The sequence below is a fragment of the Frankia sp. CgKIO3 genome, from assembly GCF_977946435.1.
The window spans coordinates 1-22,341 of record NZ_CDWTMO010000053.1; the positions used below are offsets into that span (position 1 = coordinate 1).

12 protein-coding genes, 1 tRNA gene and 2 pseudogenes are annotated in these 22,341 nt (G+C 73.2%); 12 read left to right on the plus strand and 3 right to left on the minus strand.

What is annotated here, in order from left to right:
• The 3 genes and pseudogenes from AC08OJ_RS08495 to AC08OJ_RS08505 form a co-directional block, all read right to left on the minus strand.
• Positions 1-293: pseudogene (locus tag AC08OJ_RS08495) on the minus strand (hypothetical protein); the annotation flags it as partial.
• A 529-nt stretch (positions 294-822) separates the two neighbouring features.
• Positions 823-1,134: a hypothetical protein gene (locus tag AC08OJ_RS08500; RefSeq protein ID WP_476592337.1), complete on the minus strand. Its 312-nt coding sequence runs from the start codon at positions 1,132-1,134 to the stop codon at positions 823-825.
• A gap of 89 nt (positions 1,135-1,223) precedes the next feature.
• Complete coding sequence (locus AC08OJ_RS08505) at positions 1,224-1,631, minus strand: hypothetical protein (protein WP_476592336.1); 408 nt, start codon at positions 1,629-1,631, stop codon at positions 1,224-1,226.
• A gap of 343 nt (positions 1,632-1,974) precedes the next feature.
• Between AC08OJ_RS08505 and AC08OJ_RS08510 the strand changes: the two genes are divergently transcribed.
• The 12 genes and pseudogenes from AC08OJ_RS08510 to AC08OJ_RS08565 all read left to right on the plus strand — a co-directional run bounded on the left by AC08OJ_RS08510 (position 1,975) and on the right by AC08OJ_RS08565 (position 22,229).
• Positions 1,975-2,051 (plus strand) — tRNA-Ile (locus AC08OJ_RS08510).
• A 510-nt stretch (positions 2,052-2,561) separates the two neighbouring features.
• Positions 2,562-2,999, plus strand: coding sequence for a group II truncated hemoglobin (locus tag AC08OJ_RS08515; RefSeq protein ID WP_476592335.1), 438 nt, complete (start codon positions 2,562-2,564; stop codon positions 2,997-2,999).
• 11 nt (positions 3,000-3,010) lie between these two features.
• Positions 3,011-5,161: a phosphopantetheine-binding protein gene (locus AC08OJ_RS08520; RefSeq protein ID WP_476595451.1), complete on the plus strand. Its 2,151-nt coding sequence runs from the start codon at positions 3,011-3,013 to the stop codon at positions 5,159-5,161.
• Positions 5,162-5,789: 628 nt separating this feature from the next.
• Positions 5,790-8,825, plus strand: a complete 3,036-nt coding sequence (locus tag AC08OJ_RS08525) for an amino acid adenylation domain-containing protein (protein WP_476595457.1) — start codon at positions 5,790-5,792, stop codon at positions 8,823-8,825.
• Positions 8,731-9,795 carry a beta-ketoacyl [acyl carrier protein] synthase domain-containing protein gene (locus tag AC08OJ_RS08530; protein WP_476595458.1) on the plus strand — a complete coding sequence of 355 codons (1,065 nt, stop codon included), beginning with the start codon at positions 8,731-8,733 and terminating at the stop codon, positions 9,793-9,795. Before AC08OJ_RS08525 ends, AC08OJ_RS08530 begins: the two co-directional genes overlap by 95 nt.
• Entirely contained in the window at positions 9,792-10,556 is a 765-nt protein-coding gene (locus AC08OJ_RS08535; protein WP_476595452.1) for a thioesterase II family protein, read from the plus strand. The genes AC08OJ_RS08530 and AC08OJ_RS08535 overlap by 4 nt, the downstream gene beginning before the upstream one ends.
• Positions 10,532-11,752 (plus strand): hydroxymethylglutaryl-CoA synthase family protein, encoded by a 1,221-nt coding sequence (locus AC08OJ_RS08540; protein ID WP_476595453.1) that lies wholly within the window; start codon positions 10,532-10,534, stop codon positions 11,750-11,752. Before AC08OJ_RS08535 ends, AC08OJ_RS08540 begins: the two co-directional genes overlap by 25 nt.
• A gap of 2 nt (positions 11,753-11,754) precedes the next feature.
• On the plus strand, positions 11,755-12,516 hold the full coding sequence (locus tag AC08OJ_RS08545; RefSeq protein WP_476595454.1) for an enoyl-CoA hydratase-related protein: 762 nt from the start codon (positions 11,755-11,757) through the stop codon (positions 12,514-12,516).
• A gap of 179 nt (positions 12,517-12,695) precedes the next feature.
• Positions 12,696-14,591 (plus strand): annotated as a pseudogene (locus AC08OJ_RS08550) (acyltransferase domain-containing protein); the annotation flags it as partial.
• A 99-nt stretch (positions 14,592-14,690) separates the two neighbouring features.
• Entirely contained in the window at positions 14,691-20,711 is a 6,021-nt protein-coding gene (locus AC08OJ_RS08555) for a beta-ketoacyl synthase N-terminal-like domain-containing protein (RefSeq protein ID WP_476595455.1), read from the plus strand.
• 42 nt (positions 20,712-20,753) lie between these two features.
• On the plus strand, positions 20,754-21,437 hold the full coding sequence (locus AC08OJ_RS08560) for an MFS transporter (RefSeq protein WP_476595456.1): 684 nt from the start codon (positions 20,754-20,756) through the stop codon (positions 21,435-21,437).
• Positions 21,438-21,449: 12 nt separating this feature from the next.
• Positions 21,450-22,229 carry an MFS transporter gene (locus AC08OJ_RS08565; RefSeq protein ID WP_476595459.1) on the plus strand — a complete coding sequence of 260 codons (780 nt, stop codon included), beginning with the start codon at positions 21,450-21,452 and terminating at the stop codon, positions 22,227-22,229.
• The last annotated feature ends 112 nt before the right edge of the window (positions 22,230-22,341 follow it).

Sequence of the window (22,341 nt, forward strand, 5' to 3'; positions counted from 1 at the left end):
TCGGTGATAACGTCGCCGGTCGCGGCGGTACGCATCGACGCCAACGTCTCGGTCGTCGACCCGGTGTGACTGATCGCGAAACAGGCGTCGCCCGGGCCCAGCATCCGCGCCGACACGTGCTGGACGTGCACATCCGCCGGGTAGACGGCCGGCAGCACCGCATCGGCGACCCGCCGCTCCGCCGGTGATAGGCCCGGTAACCGGGACCTGATCAACTTCGGCGCGTCACCGGTACCGACCGGCCCGGAACCCCACTCAACATCGCCGACCGGCCCGGAAAGTCGCTCAACCACCCGGCTGACGCTAGGTGCCACCCATGAACCCCGAGGGGCGCACAGGCAAACGTAGGAAAAAAATTCGTATGATGGCCATCGTATGGAACATTGTTCCTTCGCGTGTGGCGATAGGGCCATCCGCGCAGCGGCCACCTCGGCGACCCGCCACCCTCAACAGGGCGTTGTTGCGTTCGAGGGCTCTGCTTCGAGGGCTCTGGTACGTGAGTCGAGGCCAGGGGGCCGCGTCGGGCCAGTACGTGATCGGGCGATGGCCCGTTGTCACCCTCCTCCGCTGCCAGTGTCGGAGTTCGTCGGGTTCCGGTTACCACCGGAGGTGATCGTCCTGGGGTGCCGGCCCGCACCGTCGCGACCCGATCCGCCGGGACCGGGCTCGCCACCATTACCGCCTCGGCCACGTCACCCGCAGCCCAGACCTGGCTAATCCACGTCCGCCAGGCTTCCGCGTCGTCTCCTTCGCCGCCGTCAGGCCAGTCCGTGGCCATCGGGGTGCGGAAGGTGAGGGCGGGAAGGACGAGTTGCCTGGCGGTCAGTCCAGCGGGTCGCGGGGGTGCGCGGGGGATCCGGGTGGGCTGGTGACCTTGCGGTGGATGTGGCCGGCGGCTTTCCGGGGAGGCCGGTGGTCGGTGCGTAGGACCAGGTCGAACAGGTCCAGGCTGGCTGTGGCGAGGTCGGTTTTCGTCTCGTCCCAGACGGCCAGCCGGTCGGCGAGGTCGGTGTTTCCGCGTTGGCGGGCGCGGGCGGTGGTGACGTCGCGGGGGCACCAGAGCAGGACGGTTGTCCAGCGGGCCGGGTATTCGGTGTGCAGGGCGTGGAAGCCGGCGACCTGGCCGAGATGCACGACGGGTATCCGGCCGGCGGCGATGATCTCGTCGAGGCGGGGCCGGTCGACGGCGTCGACGTTGCCGTACCGCTCGTTTGTGTACAGGATCAGGCCGTCGTCGTGCAGCCGGGCGAGGCGACCCGGTAGGGGGCGCGGGCGTTCGCGCCGATTTTCAGCCGGTCGAAGTGTACGTACCGGTCGTCGAGCGTGGTGAGGGCGGTGGTGATGGTGTCCTTTCCGGCGGCGGGTGGGCCGTAGAGGATGATCGCGTCAGGAGGCATCGCGGACCCGGCTGGCCAGGCGGCGGGCGTGCTCGGCGAGGTTGCTGCGGGCGTGGCGGCTGTTGTCGACCACGTAGTGGGTGCAGACCGGCCGCTGGTCGGGGACTGGCTGAATCTCTCGATGGAGGAGGCTATGCGGTCCTGGCCGCCCAGGGCGTCGGCTATGTCGTCGCGGTGCAGGAGCTCGGCGGAGACGGTGTAACGCTGCCAGGCAGATGCGGGATCGGTGGTCATTCATCGCTCTTCGGTCGGCGGCAGATCAGGACAAGCTGCGTAAGCGGATCAGCACGGTGAGCATAGCCGGGGGATGTCGTCTCGGCATCACAAGTCCGGATCGAGCGGTCAAACAGCGCCAGACAGGTGCTGACCTGGTCATGTCGCCGGGACGGCGGCGGCGCCGGAATGCCGTCGATCCATGCTGTCTCGGCATTCCGTGGTCGTCCGCTTCCGGTGAGTCTTGTTTTTGGGCTCCGTCTCTGCGGCCAGACGAGCGGACGCATGCCATCCGGCAGTAGCCGTTAGGCTGTACGTCGTCGATGTCCTCCACGCTGTGAGACGCTGGAGGGGATCGATCCAAGGGGCGGTAGCTCAGCCGGTTAGAGCAGCGGACTCATAATCCGTCGGTCGTGGGTTCGAGCCCCACCCGCCCCACCACGATGCGTAACAATGCCCTGACCTAGGTAAATAGGTAAATTCTATGAGATCTGATGATTTATCTAATAGAAGACGTCCAGGTCGGGGCGCTGATCGTTTGGTTCGATTCCTCGAACGTACCGGCGGACCTTGGTTGCGGAGCGTAGTTTCGGGGATCGGTCGGCAACGGCATTGCAGATCTCCGCGTCGCCGGAGCGTCTGCTGCGCGATGCGCCACAAAGATCATCTGCATGCCCTTGGTGGACCGCCGTGTGACTCGGACATCGTGTGTGGCGGCCAGCGGCGGCGTCGCTGGCGTTCGGGCAGATCCCGGTAACGCGCCTGAGCAGGTCGGCAGGTAGCACCGATGACGCCGACAATCGCCTCTCTCGCCCCACCGAACGGTGACACCCACTGGTGGTAGTCGCGTCACGCAGTGGCGGGTCTGTGCAACTTTGCGCAGACCCGCCACGCCTCCCCTGGCTACGTTGCCGTCCCAATCGGCATCCGACGCGGGGGTTAGCTGCGCTCATGGCCACCATGTTCGAACACGTCGGCGGCGAACCAGCGCTGCGCGGTCTCGCCGAGCACTTCCACCAGGCGGTGGTGGCGGACCCGCTGCTGCGGAGTCTGTTCGAGTACGGAACACCACACCACACCGACCACCTGACGGCCTTCCTGGTCGAGATGCTTGGCGGGCCCTCCCGGTACTCCGACGAGCTCGGCGGGTTCCTCAGCCTGATGAAGGCGCACCTGGGGCTGCGCATCACCCCCGAGCAGCAGGATCGGTTCGTCACGCTCATGCTCGCCTCCGCCGACGCGGTGGGGATGCCCTCCGACGAGCGGTTCCGCACCGCGTTCGAGGCGCAGGTGCGTAAGGCGGCGGGGTTCACCGTCAAGGTCTCGGCCTCGGACACCTCGCCGTTGATGGAACCGCCCTACCCGGACCTCGGCCGGTGGACGTGGTGACGGGAGTGACGGTGACCGACCAGTTCGCGGACGCGGTCGGCCGAACGGTGCGGCTGGTGTGCGGCCTCGTGGCCGACGACGCGGACCCGGACGCCGGCAGCAGGTTGGCGGATCTCGGGCTGTCCTCGCTCGCCACGGCCCGGCTGCTGCTCGATCTCGAAGCCGAGTTCGGCCGGGAGGTCGCGCTCGCGGACCTCGTGGGCTGCGAGACCGTCGCCGACCTGGCGCGGCTGGTCGGCGACGCGCCGGGGAGCGGGACGCGGCCACTGGTGGCGAAGCCAGCCCAACGGTACGAGCCGTTCCCGCTCACCCCGGTCCAGGAAGCCTACGTCGTCGGCAAGTACGTCGAGCTCGGACCGGACGCGATCGGATGCCACTACTACCGCGAGTTCTGGCTGCCCGAGCTGGACGCCGACCGGCTGGTCGCGGCGTGGCGGCGGCTCGTCGCCCACCACGACGCGCTGCGGCTGGTGGTCGGGGAGAGCACGGGGCAGCGGGGTCGGCCGGATGTCCCCGAACAGGTCGCGGTGGTGCACGACGGCCCCGTGGCCGTGCTTGGCGCGCAGGTGCGCCGACGGCTTTCGCACCGCCGGTACCCGCCGGGTGCGTTCCCGCCGTTCGCGCTGGAGGTCGTGCGTGACGGCGGCGCCGGCTCCGCGCACCTGAGCCTCGATGGCACGGCGGTCGACGCGCACAGCACGGAGCTGCTGTTCCGGCAGTGGCTGCTGCTCTACCGCGAGCCCGGCGCGCGGTTGCCCGAGCCGGCGCTGTCGGTGCGGGACTGCGCGGTCGCGCTCGCCGAGCGCAGGCACGCCTCGCGCTGGGAGGCGGACCTGCTGCACTGGCGCGAGAGGCTGTCCGAGGTGCCGCCCGGTCCCGACCTTCTCCTCGGCGAGCGAACGGCCCCGCCCGAACCGCCCGACGGGCTCGCGCACCACCTGCGCGTGCCGCGCACGGGGCATCTCGACCCCGGGCAGTGGCAGGCCCTGCGTCGGCGCGCGTCCGCGCTCGGCGTCCCGCCGTCGTCTCTGGCGCTGACGGTGTTCTGCGAGGTGCTGACCATCGGTCCGCGGCCGTGGTCGCTGGTGCTGACCACCACCGACCGGGTGCGGCTGGGCCGGGGCGCGGACGACGTGGCCGGTCCCTTCACCTCGACCTGCCTGCTGGTGGTCGACGAGGTCGACTGCCGGCGGTCCGACCTGGCCGCCGCACTGCATCGGCAGGTGTGGGACGCGTTGGCGCACAACGAGGTGTCGGGTGTGGAGGTGGTGCGCGAGCTGCGCCGCGCCGATCTGCCGGCCCCGGACCTGCCGGTCGTGTTCACCAGTCTGCTCGACGTCGGCGAACCGGACGCGCCGAGCATGACCGACCACCTGGTCCACGCCGTCGGCCAGACCTCGGGTGTCGGCCTGAACCACCTGATGTGGGAACACGGCGGTGGTCTGCGCTGGCGCTGGGCCACCGCGGACGCGTTGTTCAGTCGGTTCGTGGCCGCGCTCCAGGCGGCCTGCGTGGACGCGGCGCCGACGCCGGGCGACGAGCTGAACGACCTCCAGCAGGCCTACCACGTGGCCCGGGTGTCCGGCCGGACCGCGGGCTGCCAGCTTTATCAGAGCTTCCACGTCGCCGAGCTCTACGTGTCCCGGCTGGAACAGGCCTGGCTCGACCTGGTCGTCGAGCACGACGTGCTGCGCACGGTCGTCGACCAGGACGGCCGGACCACCGTGCTGCCCCCCACGGCCGCCGGCGGACGCGTCCCCGTTGTGGAGTCCGACCAGCCCGAGGTGGACGAGGCGATCGCGCGCGACGTCGCCGACCGGCCGTTTCCCCTGGGCCGCGCGCCGCACACCGACCTACGGGTCCGGCGCGGCGCCGACGGTTCGGGCACCGTGCACCTGGCGATCGACCTGCTCGTGGCCGACGCGCCGAGCGTCCTGGCGCTCGGTCGGGCCCTGCTGCGCCGCTACGCCGACCCGCCCGCGCGGACTGTGCCGCCCGCGGTGCGCGCGTCCGCCACCAACCCGGCGCATCGTGAGCACTGGCTCGCCCGCCTGGCGGACCTGCCGTCGGGGCCGTTCACGCCGGGGGCACCCGGGCCGCACCGAACGCCTGCGGTTCACGGCCGACCCGGCCGCGCTGCGCACCTGGGCGGCACGGCATGACGTGACCGCGGACGCGGCGCTGCTGGCCGCGTTCTGCGACGCGCTTGCCCACGTGTTCGACCCGCCGTTCGCCCTGCCGGTGGTGCGCTGGGCCGCCGGGCGCGAGGCGTACCGCCCCGGCGAGCAGACCGCGCTGAGCTGGGTCCGGCTGGACCAGCTGGACCTTCCCCTGCCCGCGCGGGCCCGCCGGCTGGCCGCGCTGCTCGCCGAGGACGCCGAGGCCGACGGCGCGAGCGGGCTCGCCGACCTGCGCGTCGTCGTGCTGCGCCGGCGCCGCGATCGGTCGTTCGCGCTGCTCGTGGTGTTCACCAGCGTCCTGGATGTGTCCGGGCAGCCGCTTCCGCCGGGTGTGACGGCCGGTCCCTGGCGCACCGCCACCTCCGACGTGTCGCTGGACTGCGTGGCCGTCGACGACGGCGAGACCCTCGACATCGCGTGGGACGTGGTGCCCGGCCACCTCCCCGCCGACGCGCTCGACCCGGCGTTCGACCGGTTTCGTGCCACCGTGACCGGGTTCGCCGACCAGCCGGACGAGCAGGAGCGGGTCGGCCGGCTCACCGCCGACGAGCGGCGCCGCGCGCTCTACGAGTGGAACGACACCACGACGACCTACCCGGCGGATGGCCCGGTGCACCTGCTGCTGGAGGAGCAGGCCCGCCGCCGGCCCCGCGCGGTCGCCCTGCGGTGGCGCGACGGCATCGCCACCTACCGCGAGCTGAACGGGTGGGCCAACGTCATCGCGCACCGCCTGCGCGAGCGGGGCGTCACGGCCGAGACGGCGGTCGCGGTCGCCACCCGGCGGGGACCGGAGATGGTGGCGGCGGTGTTCGGCGTGCTCAAGGCGGGCGGAGCGTACCTGCCGGTGCTGCCGGGTCTGCCGCCCGACCGGGCGGCGGCGATGCTGGCCCGTACCTCCTCGCGCGTCGTGCTGACCACCGTGGGCGCGCTGGACTGGCGGCCCGACGTGCCGGTGGTCGAGCTCGACACGCTGCTGGCGGGCGCCGACGAGGATCCGGGTGACCCCGAACCGGTGACCGGCCCGGACAACACCGCCTACTACATCTTCACCTCCGGCAGCACCGGGCGACCCAAGTGCGTCGCCGTGACGCATCGGCCGGTGTGGAACCTGCTCAACTGGTGCTACCGCACCTTCGGCTTCGGACCCGGCGACGTGGGCGTGTGCGTGACCTCGCTCGGGTTCGACCTGTCGGTGTTCGACATCCTCGGGCTTCTGGGGCGCGGCGCGAGCCTGTACGTGGCCGACGAGCGCGAGCAGCGGGACCCGGAGCTGCTCGCCGACGTGCTGGCCGAGCAGCCGATCACCTTCTGGAACTCGGCGTCGACGTCGCTGGCCACGCTGCTGCCGTCGCTGCGCGACCGCGCCGGGGTGGACCTGCGGCTGGTCTTCCTCAGCGGTGACTACACGCCGCTGAGCCTGCCGGCCGACCTGCGGGCGGTGTCGCCGCGGGCGAGCCTGGTCAGCCTGGGCGGCGCGACCGAGGCCACGGTCTGGTCCAACTGGTTCCCGGTCGAGGTGGTCGACCCGCGGTGGCGCAGCATCCCGTACGGCCGCCCCATCGACAACTCGCGGTACTACGTCCTCGACGAGGCCCTGGAGCCGTGCCCGATCGGCGAGGAGGGCGACCTCTACATCGCGGGCGACTGCCTCAGCCTCGGCTACCACGGTGACCCGGAGCTGACCGCCCGCAGCTTCCTGCCCGACCCGTTCACCGACCGGACGGGCGAACGCATGTACCGCACCGGCGACCGTGCCGCGTTCCGACCGGACGGGATCATCACGTTCCTGGGACGCCGCGACGGCCAGGTCAAGATCCGCGGCTTCCGGGTGGAGCTCGGCGAGATCGAGCATCGCCTGCGCGAGCACCCCGCGGTGCGGGAGGCGGTCGTGCTGGCCCGGGCCAACGACGGCGGAGATCGGAAGCTGGTCGCCTACCTTCAGGCGGAGCCGGGCGCGGCGCGGCCGGAGGCGGCGCGGCTGCGCGCGTTCGCCGCCGAGACGCTGCCCGACTACATGGTCCCCAACTTCGTTGTGTTCGTGGCGTTGTTCCCGGCCACCGCCAACGGGAAGCTGGACCGTGACGCCCTGCCGTGGCCGGTGGGGCGGGCCACGTCGACGGGAGGCGGGATCGCGGCGGACGCCGGCGAACCCGCCGGCCCGAACCCGCCCGTCGAGCACCGGACCGTCGTCGACGACCGGGCTGCGCCTGACGACCGGGCTGCGCCTGACGACCGGGCTGCGCCTGACGACCGGGCTGCGCCTGACGACCGGGCTGCGCCGGGTGTGTCGGCTGGTCACCGGGTGACACCCGGGGCGTCGGCCGACGAGCTGGCCGAGGAGATCGCGGCTCTGCTCGCGGAGTACCTCGGCGTGCCCTCGGTGGACCCGGCGCGCGACCTGTGGGACCAGGGTGCGACCTCGTTCACGATGGTGCGGCTGTCCACCGCGCTGCGAGAGCGGCACGGTGTGCGGGTTCAGGTGTCGGCGCTGCTGGCGGACCCCAGCGCGCGCGGCATCGCCGCACACCTCGCACGGGAGAAGCCGTCCGCGCTTGGGGGCCCCGGGGAGACCGAGGTCGAGTTCTTCTCGCCCGAGGACCGGGCGCGGTTCAAGGCCGGCCGGCGGCACCTGCGGCCGACCTCGCCGGACGAGCCGGCGACCCGGCTCGGCGGCGCCGCGCCGCCCGCCCGGGCCTACCGCGACCGCGCGACCCGACGGGACTTCACCGGCGGGTCGGTCACCCTCGACGCGCTGCGCGCGCTGCTCGGATCGCTGCGGTCGAGCGACGTCGACGGCAGACCTCGACGCCTCTACCCGTCCGCGGGCGACACCTACGCCGTGCAGGTGTACCTCCATGTGCGGCCGAACGGGGTGAAGGGCCTGGCGCCGGGCATCTACTACCACCGACCCGACGAGCACGTGCTGCAACGGGTGCATGAGGGCTCGCCGATCATGGTCGAGGCGCACTTCCAGTACAACCGGGAGGTGTTCGACCGGGCGGGGTTCGAGCTGTACCTGATCTCGGAGCCGCGCGGCATCGAACCGCTCTACGCCGAGGAGTCCGAGCTGTATCTGGCGCTGGAGGCCGGTTACGTCAGCCAGCTGCTGATGACCGCCCAGGCCGAGCAGCTGGTGGGGCTGTGCCCGATCGGGGCGATGGCGTTCGACTCGGTACGTGAACACTTCCGGCTGCACCCGGGCCAGCGGCTGCTGCACTCCTTCCTGGGCGGGGCGGTGGACAGGTCGACCGCCGGGAACACCGCGGTCCCGGCGCCGCGCGTGGAGGTCTCGTCGCCCCGGCCCGCGGCCGGACCGGTGAGCCGGGTCTCGACCGGGCGGCGCCACACCGCCGAGGTGGCGGTGACCGGGATGGCGGGCCGCTACCCGGAGGCGGACGACGTCGGCGCGTTCTGGCGCAACCTGCGGGCCGGCCGCCGCTCGGTCGGCCCCGGTGCCGCCTGCCCGCGCCGCGGCGCTCCGCGACGGCTTCGAGCCGCCGCACGGCGGTTTCCTCACCGACGTCACCACCTTCGACGCGCTGCCGTTCCGGATCTCGCCACGGGAAGCGGAGCTGCTGGACCCGCAGGTGCGCCTGCTGCTGCCGGTCGCCTGGCAGGCGCTGGAGGAGGCGGGCCTGATCAGTGAGCCGCGGGGTCACGGCGGCCCTCGCGTGGGCGTGTACGTCGCGGTGATGTGGCACGACCACCGGCATGTCGGTGAGGCTCGGTGGCGCGCCGGTGCCCCCGCGCTGGTCGCCGCCGCCGCGTCCGACCTTCCGGCTCGCCTCACCCACGCCTTCCGTCTGCGCGGTCTCGGTGTGGCGGTGGACACCTCCTGCTCGTCGTCGCTGACCGCCGCGTACCTGGCGGTGACGGCACTGCGGGCAGGGGAGTGCGACGCGGCCCTGGTGTGTGGCGTCAACCTGGTCACCCACCCCTACCACCTGGCCGTGCTACGCGACCTCGGGCTGTCCACCGAGGTCCCGGCGGACGGTGCGTTGGTCCCGGCGGACGGTGCGTTCGCCGCCGACGGCGCCGGGTGGTCGCCGGGTGAGGGGGCCGGCGCGCTGGTGCTGCGCCCGCTGGCCGACGCCCGGGAGGACGGCGACGTGGTACACGGCGTCATCGAGGCCGTCGGCGGCGGCGGCGTGGGCGGACGGGGCCGTTTCGGTGTTCCCGACAGCGACGCGCTCGCCGAGTCGGTCCGCGAGGTGCTGGGGCCGCATGGCCTGTGCGGGGCCGACATCGGCTACGTCGAGTGCGGTGGGTCCGGCGCGCCGATGGCGGACGCGGCCGAGCTTGCCGGGCTGCTCGCCGCGCTGAGATCCGACGGCGGCGGGCAGCTCGCCGTGGGGACGGTCAAACCGAACATCGGACACCTGGAGGCCGCGGCCGGCATGTCACAACTCACCAAGGCGCTGCTCCAGCTGCGGCACGGCACACTCGCGCCCACGCTGGTGAGCACGCACCGGACGCCCCTGGTGGACTGGGACGACCCGAGGCTGGAACTGGTCGACTCCGCGCGGCCGGCCCTTCCGGGACGGGTCCTGGTGAACGCCGTCGGCGCGGTCGGCTCCTTCGGCCACGTCGTGCTGCGCCCCGGGAGGACGCCGTGACCGGTCCGTGGACGAAGCCGACCCCGCGGATGACCGAGGCGCCGCTGCGCCTGTTCTGCGTCGCGCACGCGGGCGGCGGCGGCGGTTTCTTCCTGCCGTGGCGCGATCGGCTGCGTCCGGCCGTCGAGGTGTGCCCGGTGCTGCTGCCAGGCAGGGAGTCCCGCATCGCCGAACCGCCTTACCGACGGATGGAGGATCTGATCGGCCCGCTGTGCGATGGACTCCGTCCGCACCTGGACCGGCCCTACGCGCTGTTCGGGCACAGCATGGGCGCGGCCGTCGCCTACGAGGCGGCACGCCGGTTCACCGGGGAGGGCCGTGCCCCGGTGCGGCTGCTGGTGTCCGGTCGGCGCGCGCCGCACCTGGCCGCGCGCCGCCGCCCTCTCGCGGACGTCCCCGACGACGACTTCATCGCCGCGGTGGTCAGCCTGGACGGGACGCCGGACGTCCTGCTGGAGCAGCCGCAGTTGATAAAGCTGCTGTTGCCGACCATGCGTGCCGACTTCGCCGTCAACGAGAGCTACCGGCCCGGCGACGGGCCGCGGCTGACCTGCCCGGTGTCGGCGTTCACCGGCGACCGGGACCCGGAGGTCGAGCCGGTGGAGGCCGAGCGATGGCGGGTCACCACGGACGGCGCCTTCCGCCTGCATGTCTATCCGGGCGATCACTTCTACCTGACCGGGCTGCCGGACCCGCTCCACGACGACCTGATGACCGACCTCGAGGGGGATGTTGCATGGCCATCGGCATCGAGGCGCTGAACTGCTACGTCGGGCGGGCCTGCTTCGAGGTCGAGGACCTGTTCCGGGAACGTGGCCTGGACATCGCCCGGTTGGGCAACCTGATGATGACCCGCAAGTCGGTGAACCTGCCGTGCGAGGACGCGGTGACCAACGCGGTCAACGCGGCCCGCCCGCTGCTGGCCGCGATGGACGAGCGCGACCGGGCGGACATCGAGCTGCTGGTCGTCGGCGCGGAGTCCGGTGTGGACATGGGCAAGCCGATCAGCACCTATGTGCATCGCCACCTCGAGCTGTCGCCGCGGTGCCGGTCGTTCGAGGTCAAGCACGCCTGCTACGGCGGCACGGCGGCACTGCACACCGCCGCGGGCATCATCGCCCACTCGCCCGTGCCACGTGCCAAGGCGCTGGTGATCGCCGCCGACGCGCCCGGCTCGGGCTCGCGCGGCACGTACTGGGAGCCGTCCGAGGGCGCGGGCGCGGTGGCGATGATCGTCAGTCGGGACTGCGCGGTGCTGGAGCTCGACGTGGGCGCGAGCGGCACCCACACGTTCGAGGTGATGGACACCCTGCGGCCCAGCGCCGACGTGGCCGTCGTCGACTCCGACCTGTCGCTGCTGTCGTACCTGACGTGCCTGGAGCACAGCTTCGCCGCCTACCGCGAGCGGGTGGTCGGCAGCGACGTCGTGGACACGTTCGCGTACCTGGTGTTCCACACGCCGTTCGCCGGCATGGTGAAGGGCGCGCACCGCATGCTGCTGCGCAAGCAGGGCGCCCTGGCGTCGAAGGACGCCGACACCGACTTCACCAGTCGGGTGGCGCCCACCATCAAGTACGCCTCGCAGGTGGGCAACCTGTTCTCCGCGTCGCTGTACCTGGCGCTGGCCTCGCTGCTCGGTAGCGCGATGCCAGTGACACCGGCCAGGATCGGGCTGTTCTCCTACGGATCCGGCTGCGGGTCGGAGTTCTTCAGCGGCGTGCTGGGGGCCGACGCGGTGGAGGCGGTAGGTCGGTTCGGCATCGGCGAGCGGATCGCCTCCCGACGCGCGCTCACGATGGCGGAGTACGACCAGGCCGTGGCCCTCGGCGGCGACCGCGGCCACGGCGTGGCGGGCCAGGCATTCGAGACCGGGCCGTACGCCGAGCTGTTCGACGGGGCCGGGTTGCTGGTGCTCGATCACATCGACCGCTACCACCGCGTCTATCGGTGGAGCTGACCGTGCCCGCCCTCGAGGTCGAGTGGGCCGGGCCGGCTGTGCGGGTCACGCTCGCCCGTCCGGACAGGGGCAACGCCATCGACCCGGCGCTGATCGCCGCCCTGCACGCCGCGCTGGACGAGGCCGAGGCGCGGCCCGACTGCCGGCTGGTCGTGCTGCGCGCGCGGGGCGGCGTGTTCTCGGCCGGCATGGACGTCGCGGTGGCCGCCCGCGCCGACGACTCCGGCCACGACCCGGCCGAACGCGGCGGCGTGTTCTTCGAACTGCTCGACCACATCACGGCCGTGCCGCGTCTGGTCGTCTCGTGCGTGGACGGCCGGGTGTCGGGCGGCGGGGTCGGGCTGGTGGCGGCCAGCGACCTCGTGCACAGCACCGAACGCGGTGTCTTCAGCCTGCCCGAGGCGATGTGGGGGCTGCTGCCGTGCAGCGTGCTGCCGTTCCTGGTGTGGCGCGTCGGTTTCCAGACCGCCTACGCCATGGCGCTGACCACGCTCCCGGTCACCGCGGCCGAGGCCGCGCGGTGGCGGCTCGTCGACGAGGTGTCCCCCGACCCGGCCCCGCTGGTGCGCAGACTGACCGCGCGGCTGGCGAAGCTGGACGACACGGTGGTGGGCGACGCCAAACGGTTCTTCGGCGCGCTCCACCCGATCACGCCGGAGACCAGGCGGCTCGCGGTGACCGAGTTCGACCGGTTGTCGGGGACGCCGAGAGTGCGGGATCGCTTCGCCCGCTTCGCGGCGACCGGCCGCTACCCCTGGGAGTAGCCGGTGGCGATCGTGTGGGCGTTCCCCGGCCAGGGCTCGCAGCGCAAGGGCATGGCCGACGGCCTGTTCGAGCGGTTCCCCGACCTCACCGCGCAGGCCGACGAGGTGCTGGGCCTCTCGGTGCGCGAGCTGGCCGGCGACCTGCGGCGGCTGGATGACACCCGCGGCACCTCCAGCCGGTCATGTTCACCGTCAACGCATTGCGCTACCTGGATCTCGCGGCGGCCGCGCCGCAGCCTGACTTCATGGTGGGGCACAGCCTCGGCGAGTACAGCGCGCTGTTCGCGGCGGGCGCGGTGGACTTCACGACGGGCCTGCGCCTGACAGCGCGGCGGGCCGAGCTGATGGGTGGCATCCGGGGCGGCGGGATGCTCGCCGTGCTCGGGCTCGACGAGGACCGCCTCCGCCAGGTGCTGGTGGCGGCGGACGCCCCGGATGTGGAGGTCGCCAACTACAACTCCTCGCGCGAGATCGTGGTCTGCGGGCCGCGGGCGCAGGTCCGGGCGATCGCGCCGCTGGTGCGGGCGGCCGGCGCGGCGAAGACGAAGCTGTTGCAGGTCAGCGTGGCGGCGCACTCCCGGCACATGGCGCCCGCGGCGGCGCGGCTGCGGCAGGCGTTGGACCGGGTGGTCTTCGCGGAACCGCGCGTGCCGGTGCTGTCCAACGCCACGGTCGAGCCGCACACCGCCGACCGGGTCCCGGAGCTGCTGGAGCGGCAGCTGTGCGCACCGGTCCAGTGGCGACGGACCATGCGGTACCTGCTCGATCGCGGGGTGGAGGAGCTGGTCGAGGTCGGGCCGGGGACCGTGCTGACGAAGCTGTGGGCGCAGGCGCGCGAGGAGTGGGCGTCGGTGGCCGTCGCGGAGCCGGTGGCGGTCGGTCGACCCACCGGCTCCCGCGAGCCGGCCGACCCCGGCGAGACCGCCGACGTCCGGGAACCGGACGAGGTCGTCGTACCGGCCGCCGTCGCGGCGTGGGTCGGGCCGGCTCCGGCCGAGCGGCTCGGCGCGGCCGGTTTCCGCGAGCGGTACGGGTTGCGGCTGGCCTACGCGGTCGGCGCGTCGGGCGTCGGCGCGAACGGCTCGCGGCTGGTGTCCGCGGCGGCCGGCGCGGGGGTGCTGGGGTTCGCCGACGCGCCGGTCTCCTGGCCGGCGACGACATGGCGAGCGGACGGGCCACCCGCCGCCGACGTCCGCGTGGTCGAGGTCGACCTGCCGCTGGGCCCCACTCCCGAACTGGTGCGGTTCCGCTTCACCGGCGCGCACCGCGACCGGCACGGCCGGGCCAGGCCGGCGCGGCACGTGGTCGCCCGCGTGATGGGGCTGGACTGCGCTCGAGCGTTCCTGAACCCGCCGGGCCCGGCGGTGCTGGAGGCCCTGGTCCGCGCCGGCGCGCTGACGTCGGCGGAAGCCGACGCGGCCCGCCACCTGCCGGTGGCCTCCGACCTGGCGGTCGCGTCGCCCGCAGGGTGGCACGGGGGCGGCCTGACGGTGCTGCACCTGCTGCCCGAGGTGCGGGCCCTCGCCCGGGGCGTCCCGCAACCGGTGCACGTCGGGGTGAGCGGTGGTGTCGGGACGCCCGAGCAGGCCGCGGCGGCGTTCGCCCTGGGGGCGGACTTCCTGCTCACCACCTCGGTGAACCTGTGCGCCGAGGAGTCCGCGCTCACCGCCGCGACCAGGGCGCATCTGGCCGCGCTGGCACCCGGCGACACCGGCTGGACCCCGGACCCTTCACACTTCACGCTCGGCGCCCGCTCGGAGGTGCTGCGCCGCGGCACCCTGTTCGCGGCCAGGGCCAACCACCTCGTCGACCTGTACCGGCGGCGGGCCGAACCCGACGCCGCCACCCTGCGGCACGCTACGTCGGTCACCCGCTGGACCAGATCGCCGAGGGCGTGGCCGACCCCCGGCGGCGGCTGGCGGAGGCCCTCCGGTGGTATCTGCGGCGCGCTGCCGCCTGGCGTGACGGCGCACCGGAACAACCCCTCGACTACCGGCTGCCGTGTGGCCCGGACCTGGCGGCGTTCAACCGGGACCCGGGGCGGCGGGCCGTGGCGGGGATCGCGGACCACCTGATGGCCGGCGCGGCCGACCTCGTGGGCGCTGCTCAGTACTGAGCATACCGGCGTGATCGCGGTGGGTAAGGTCCGGCCGTACGCACCGGAAGGAGGCGGGATGCAACCGAGCAACGGCCTGGTGGACCCGGCCGTCGTCCTGGTGTCCGCGGGCGATCCCGTTCGGTTGGCGCACTATGCCAGGTCGCACCACGACCACGTGCGTGACCTGGGGGACGGCGTGGGCGACCGCGACGAGGCGCTGCGCGGCATCGCATGGACGACGCAGACGGCGCGGACCCCGATGGCTCACCGGCTCGCGGTGGTGTGCGCGAGCTTGGACGACCTGGTCGAGGGGCTCGCGGCAGCCGTCGTCGGCCGGGCGGACCCGCGCGTGCGCACCGGCCACGCCGTGGGTGGCGCGAGCGGAGCCGAGCCGAGGACTCCCACGGAGGCCGCCGAGCTGTGGGTTCGGGGGCACGACGTGCCGTGGCGCGCGTTCTGGCGGACCCGACCGGACCGGCAGCCGCTGCCCGCCTACCCGTTCCACCTGGCCGAACCGGCACCGGCGCCCGCCCCCGAAGCGGCGTCCGGTGCACTGCTGGAGCATCTCGTCGTCCAGTACGCCCAGGTGTCGGGCATCCCCCGGGACCGGCTGGACCCCCACACGCCGTTCGAGGACTACGGGCTCACCTCGTCCCAGATCAGCGAGCTCAACGTGACGCTGGAGCGGGACTTCGGACTGTCCGACCGCGCCCTGTTCTTCCGGCACCGCACGCTGGCCGGGGTCGTGGACGAACTCGACGCGGCCGGTGTCCGGCTGCGGGCCCAGGACCTCGCCCCGCGAGGCTCCGAACCAGGAGGCCCCGGACCAGGAGGCCCCGCACCGCTGACCCCCGCGCCGGTCCTGAAGGCACCTCGATGGCCAGGTGTCGCCTCGGCGCCGGATTCCGGTCCGGTGCCGGTAGCACCGGCGGACGACGGCGCGATGGCGATCATCGGCCTCGCGGGCCGCTACCCGCGGTCCCCCGATCTCGACGCGTTCTGGGGCAACCTGGTCGAGGGCCGCGACTGCGTCGGCGCGCTGCCGCCGGACCGGCGCCGGCCGGGCTGGCCGGTCGAGCGGATGACCGGCGGCTACCTCGACGGCGTGGACGAGTTCGACCCGCTCCTGTTCGGGATCACGCCGCGTGACGCGGCCCTGATGGACCCGCAGGAACGCCTGTTCCTGCAGTCCTGCTGGGAAGCCCTCGACGACGCGGGGCTGCCCGCCGAGCGGATGCGCGAGCGGTACGGGTCGCGCGTCGGCGTCTACGCCGGGGCGATGTACTCGGACCACCAGTTCTTCGGCGTCGAGGAGACCCTGCGCGGCACCCCCACCTACAGCGGCGGCGGCATCGGGCACGTCGCCAACCGGGTGTCGTTCTTCTTCGACCTCCGCGGCCCCAGCCTGACGGTGGACACCATGTGCTCGTCGTCGCTGGTGGCGATGCACCTCGCGGTACGCGCGCTGCGCGCCGGTGAGTGCGAGCTCGCCGTGGTCGGGGCGGTCAACCTGTCGCTGCATCCCAACAAGTTCCTGGAGCAGCGGCAGATGTCGCTGACGTCCAGCTCGGGCCGTTGCCGCAGCTTCGGTGAAGGCGGCGACGGGTTCGTGCCCAGCGAAGGCGTCGGCGCGCTGGTCCTCAAGCCGCTGCGCCGTGCGCTGGCCGACCGGGACTGGGTACGCGCGGTCGTGCGCGGCACGGGGGTGGTCCACGCCGGGCGCACCAACGGCTACCTGGTACCGAGCCCGCTCGCGCAGAGCGAGGTGGTGCGACAGGCCCTGGCCGACGCGCGGCTCGGGCCGGGCGACATCGACTGCGTGGAGGCGCACGGCGCCGGCACCGCGTTGGGCGACCCGGTGGAGATCGACGGCCTGAGCCGGGTGTTCGGCGAACGCCCGGCTGGCAGCGTGCCGATCGGATCGGTGAAGTCGACCATCGGGCACGTCGAGGCGGGCGCGGGGCTCGCGGCGCTGACCAAGGTCCTGCTCCAGATGGAACATCGCACGCTCGCGCCGACCCTGCACGTCGACCGGCTCAACCCGAACGTCGACTGGGCCGCCACGCCGTTCCGGGTGCAGCGGGATGCCGCGCCGTGGCCCGACGCCGGGCGGCCGAGGCGGGCGGGGATCAGCTCGTTCGGTGCGGGCGGCACGATCAGCCATGTGGTGCTGGAGGAGGCGCCAGCGCGCACCGAGCCCGCCGCGACGGGCCGACCGCAGCTGGTGGTGCTCTCGGCTGACAACGAGGAGCGGTTGCGCGTCCTGGGCGAGCGGCTGGCGGACGGCCTGCCCGCGGCGGCGGCGCTCGACGACATCGCCTGGACTCTCCAGAGCGGTCGCGCGCACCTGAAGGAGCGGCTGGCGTTCGTGGCGGCTAACCGGGACGGGCTGCGGGCGCGGCTGCGGGCGTTCGCGGACGGCGACGCGAGCGGTGTCGCGCGCGGCCGGGCCCGGCCGGCGCGGTCGGTGGACCGGCTGCCCACCGGGAACCTCGACGCGCTGGCCGAACACTGGGTGGCGGGCGGCGCGGTCGGCTGGGCTGCCCTGCACCCCGCGCCGCGGGTGGTCGTGCCCCTGCCGTCGTACCCGTTCGCGCGGATGCCCTGCCGGTTGACCGGGTCGGCCGCGCCGACGGCTCCGCCCGGACCACCAGGGGCGCCCGAGCCGACCGAGCCGACCGAGGCCGAGCTGACGGAACGGCAGCCACCGGCGGCGCCCGAGCCGGCCGAGGTGGTGGAGTTGCGGGGGCGACCAGGGGTACCCGAGCCGCGCGAGGTCACGTTGGTGGAACGGCAGTGGCTGCCGGTCGGCGCCGTCCCGTCCGGCGCTGCCCCGGTCGAGGGCACCATCCTGTGCCTGCACCGGCGGACGACCGCGGACCTCGCCGCCCGGCTCGCGCGGGGCCATCCGGGCGTCGTACCCGTCGCCGAGCACGACCTCGCCGACCCGGCCGGCATCCTCGACCGCCTGCCGCGGGTCACCGGCTGGATCGACCTGACCGACCTCGACCGGACCGAGGACGACCCGGGCTCGACCGACCGCCGCCTCGTCCTGCTCCGCGCCGTCGTCGCGGCGGGGCGTACCACCGGGCTGCGAGGGCTGGTCGTCACCCGCGGTCTCCAGGACCTCGACGGCCCGCCGCCGGGCACAGCGGGCGCCCGGATGGTCGGGTTCGTGCGGATGCTCGGCGCCGAGTACGCGAAGGTCGTCACGACGGCGCTGGACACCGATGTGCCTGCCGAGCGTGTGGAGCAGCTGCTGACCGCGCTGTGGGGCGAGTGGCACCTGCCCGCGGCGAAGGCCGAGGTGTGCCATCGCAACGGCCTGCGCTACCGGCCCGTGCTGCGGCCGGCCCTGACCCGGCACCGGCCGCTGCCGGTGTCGCCGGACCAGGCGTACGTGGTGACCGGCGGGACGCGCGGCCTGGGCGCGCGGGTCGCGGCCCATCTGGTGGAGCGGGGTGCGCGCCGCATCGCGCTGCTCGGCCGCCATCCGCTGCCGCCCGAGGAACGGTGGGATGGCCTGCTCGACGCGGCTGCCGCCGAGCGCGTGCGCGCGGTGCGCGACCTGCGCCGCGCCGGAGCGCGGGTCGAGGTGCACACGGGCACGTTGACCGACGGGGCCGCGCTCGGGTCGTTCCTGGACCGGGTGCGGCGCGAGCTGGGACCGATCGGTGGCGTCGTGCACTGCGTCGGCGGACCGGCGGCCCGGCCCGGGGCGTTCACCCGCGGCGACTCGGCGTCCGTGGCGGCGGTGTTCAGGCCGAAGGTCGATGCCCTGGAGCGGCTGCTGGACCTCACGTCGGTCGACCGCCTGGCGTTCTTCCTGACGTTCTCGTCGGTGTCCGCGCTGGTGCCGAGGATGGCGGTCGGGGTGTCGGAGTACGCGGCAGCCAACGCGGCGATGGATTTCGTGGTGGCGCGGCACGCGCGGGCGGGCAGGCCGTGGCTGCGGTCGGTGGCGTGGCCGATGTGGCAGGACAGCGGGTCGGGCCGCGGCGGGCCGAACGTCGGTGAGCCGGTCGGGCTCGGGTCGTTGCGCGACGCCGAGGCGTTGCACGCGCTGGAAGGGGTGGTGGCCATGCCGTGGGGCGGGGTGGTTCTCCCGGTGCGGCCGCTGTCGCCCGACCTCGACCTGAACTCGCTGCTCGACGCCAGGACGGCGCCGCCCGACCCGACTGCGTTGCCCGACCCGACTGCGCCGCCAGATCTGGTCGCGGTGCCCGGCCCGGTCGCGGCGCCGCCCGAGCCGCTGAGGTCCGTGGAGGACGTGGCTGCGCGCCTGGTGGGGATCTTCGCGCCCGCTCTGGATATCCCGGCATCGAGCTTCGACGCCGAAGCGGACTTCGGGGACATCGGCGTCGACTCCGTGGTCCTGGCCGAGCTGCTGGAACTGGTGGAGCGCGAGGTCGGCCGCCACCTGCCGCCGTCGGTGCTGATGGAGTTCCCGAGCGCGGCGGGTCTCGCCGGCTACCTCGTGGCGGAGGGCATCACCTTCACCGCCCCGGCGGAGGGCGTCACCATCTCCGAGCCGGGGGAGAGAGCCGGAACGCCGCATGTCGAGCCGGAACTCGGTCGCGTCGCACCCGCGCCGACCGGTCGAGCCGAGGTCATCCCCCCGCGCTGCGATCCCGACGACCGCAGAATCGCGATCATTGGCATGGCCGGGCGGTTCCCGGGCGCGCCGGACGTCGCCACGTTCTGGCGCAACCTGCTGGACGAACGGCACTCGGTCGCCGAGGTGCCCCGGGACCGTTGGGACACCGAGCGGCTCTACGACCCCCGGCCTCAGCTCGGCCGCAGCGTCAGCAGGTGGGGCGGCTTCGTCGACGGCCTCGCCGACTTCGACCCGGAGCGGTTCGGCCTCACCGACGAGGAGGCCACGGTCCTCGACCCCGGTATCCGCCTGTTCCTCGAATCGACCCTGGACTGTCTGCACGACGGCGGCTACACCCGCGACGAGGTGTGGGGCCGCCGGGTCGCGGTCGTGGTCGGCGGGCGCATCTCCGCCTACGGACGGCGGGCGGCGCTGCGGCCCAGTGTCCTGCAGTCCGACCAGAACTTCCTGGCCGCGCAGGTGGCGCACCGCTTCAACCTCACCGGTCCGAACCTGGTGGTGGACAGCGCCTGCTCGTCCGCCCTGGTGAGCGTCCACCTGGCCACGCGGATGCTGCTCGCGGGCGACGCGGAGATGGCGGTCGCGGGCGGCGTGGAGATCCTGTTGGACGAACAGGCGTACCTGGAGTTCAGCGCGGCCGGGGTGATCTCGCCCACCGGTGTGTGCCGCCCGATGGACCAGCGCGCCGACGGGATCGTGCCCGGTGAGGGCTGCGGCGCGGTTCTGCTCAAGCCGCTGGCGAAGGCGCTGGCCGACGGGGACAGGGTGCACGCGGTCATCGAGGCGGTCGAGGTCAACAACGACGGCCACACCATCGGTGTCACCACCCCCAACGTCACCGCCCAGGCCGACGTCGTCCGCGCGGCGCTGCATGCCGCCGGCCGGAGTGCCGACGAGATCGGCCTGGTCGAGGCGCACGGCACCACTACCATGATCGGCGATCCGATCGAGCTTCAGGCGCTCACCCGGGTCTACCGGGAGATCTCCACCCGCACCGGCTTCTGCGCCGTCGGCAGCCTCAAGTCCAATGTCAGCCACCTGCTGTGCGCGGCGGGTGTGGCCGGGCTGATCAATGTGTCGCTGGCGGTGGAACACGGCCGCGTCCCGGCCACCCTGTTCTGCGAACGTCCCAACCCGAGGTTCGACTTCGAACGGTCACCGTTCCGGCCCGCGACCGCGACCACGGACTGGCCCGCGCCGCCGGAGCGCCGCGTGGCCGGACTGAGCTCGTTCGGCCTGGGCGGCACGAACGCGCATGTCGTCGTCAGCGGGCTGCCCGACACGCTGCGCGCCCGGCAGACCCGTCAGCCCCTGCCTCCGCCCTCCTACCAGCGGCGCAGGCTGTGGCTGGACCGAGCCCGGAACGACGCGAACGAGGTTCGCGCACCCGCGGGACCGACGGGCGTTCCCGCCGCACGGCGTAGCCGCACCGGGCTCCTCGAACTGAGGTTCGTCGACCCTGTGCCGGTCGCACGCTGACAGGGAACCGCTTGCGCGGAGGGAGAGGAAACCCGCGTACTCATGGACTCCACGGCACAGCTGTCGACGCAGGCGCCGCCCGTGCCCGCCAGGCAGGTGCACCTCGCGGTGGGCGGCGTCATGGTCGGCATGCTCCTGTCCGCCCTCGACCAGACGGTGGTCAGCACCGCGCTGCCGCTGATCGTCGGCGACCTGGGCGGTGTGGGCAGCCTGCCCTGGGTTGTGACGATCTACCTGGTGACCTCCATGGCCACGACGCCGTTGTGGGGCAAGGTCTCGGATCTGTACGGCCGCCGCGCGGTGTTCCAGGTGGCCATCGTGGTGTTCGTCGTCGGCTCGCTGCTGTGCGCCGTCGCGCAGGAGATCTGGCACCTGGTCGTGTTTCGGGCGGTCCAGGGCGTCGGCGCGGGCGGGCTGTTCGTGCTCGCGCTGTCGGTGATCGCGGACGTGGTGCCGCCCGCCGAGCGCGGTCGCTACCAGGGTGCGTTCGGCGCGGTGTTCGGTCTGGCCAGCGTGGGCGGTCCGCTCGTGGGCGGCTTCTTCGCCGACGGGCCGGGCTGGCGGTGGGTGTTCCTCGTCAACCTGCCGGTCGGCATCCTCGCCCTGTTCGCGGCGTCCGCCGGTCTGCGCGGCGTCAGGACTCCGCAGCGCGGCCACCAGATCGACGCGCTGGGCGCGGTGCTCGTGGTCGGTACGGTCACCTGCACCCTGCTGTACCTGAACTGAGCGGGCAACGAGCTGGGCTGGGCCTCGCCGGGCGCGTTGGCGCTGCTCGCCGCGGGGGTGGTGCTGGCGGTGGCGTTCGTGCTGGCGGAGCGGCACGCCGCGGAGCCTATCACGCCGATGTCGCTGTTCGGCAACCGAGGTGTCGGCATCGCCACCCTGTTCGGGTTCCTGTCCGGCGCGGCGATGTTCACCGGCATCGTGTTCCTGCCGCTGTACTTCCAGGCGGTCAGAGGCTACTCGGCCACCCTGTCGGGCGTCGCCATGCTGCCCGCGATGCTCGGCCTGGTGGCCGCCTCCATGGGGTCCGGAATCCTGATCAGTCGTACCGGCCGCTACAAGCTGTTCCCGGTGGCGGGCTCGGCGGTGCTGGCGGTCTCGCTGGCCCTGCTGTCCTTCGTGGACGTCGACATCTCGTACTGGCTGGTCGCCGTGTACTCGCTGCTGTTCGGCGTGGGCGTCGGCTGTGTGATGCAGCCCGTCATCACCGCGGTGCAGAACTCGGTGGAGATGAAGGACATCGGCGCGGCCACCGGCATGGTGAACTTCTTCCAGCGCCTGGGGTCGGCGATCGGCGTCGCCGTTCTCGGCTCGGTGCTCGCCGCCAGGCTGGCGAGCGACGGCACGACCGAGAGCATTCCCGCGCTGCGGGCGCTGCCCGAAACCGAGCGGAACGCGGCGATCGGCACGTACACCGACGCCCTCACCGACCTTTTCCTCATCGCGGTGCCGCTGGTGGTCGTGGCGTTCCTGGTGTCGCTGATGCTGCGGGAGAGCCGCCGCGAAAAAGGTTGACCTGCTCGGTGAGACTTTTCCGTCGTCGACTCCGACCTGCGACAACCTCACCCGGCAGACGTGCGATGGAAAAGGCTCAATGTTGGGCGGCGGGACAGCCCTGGCCCGCCTA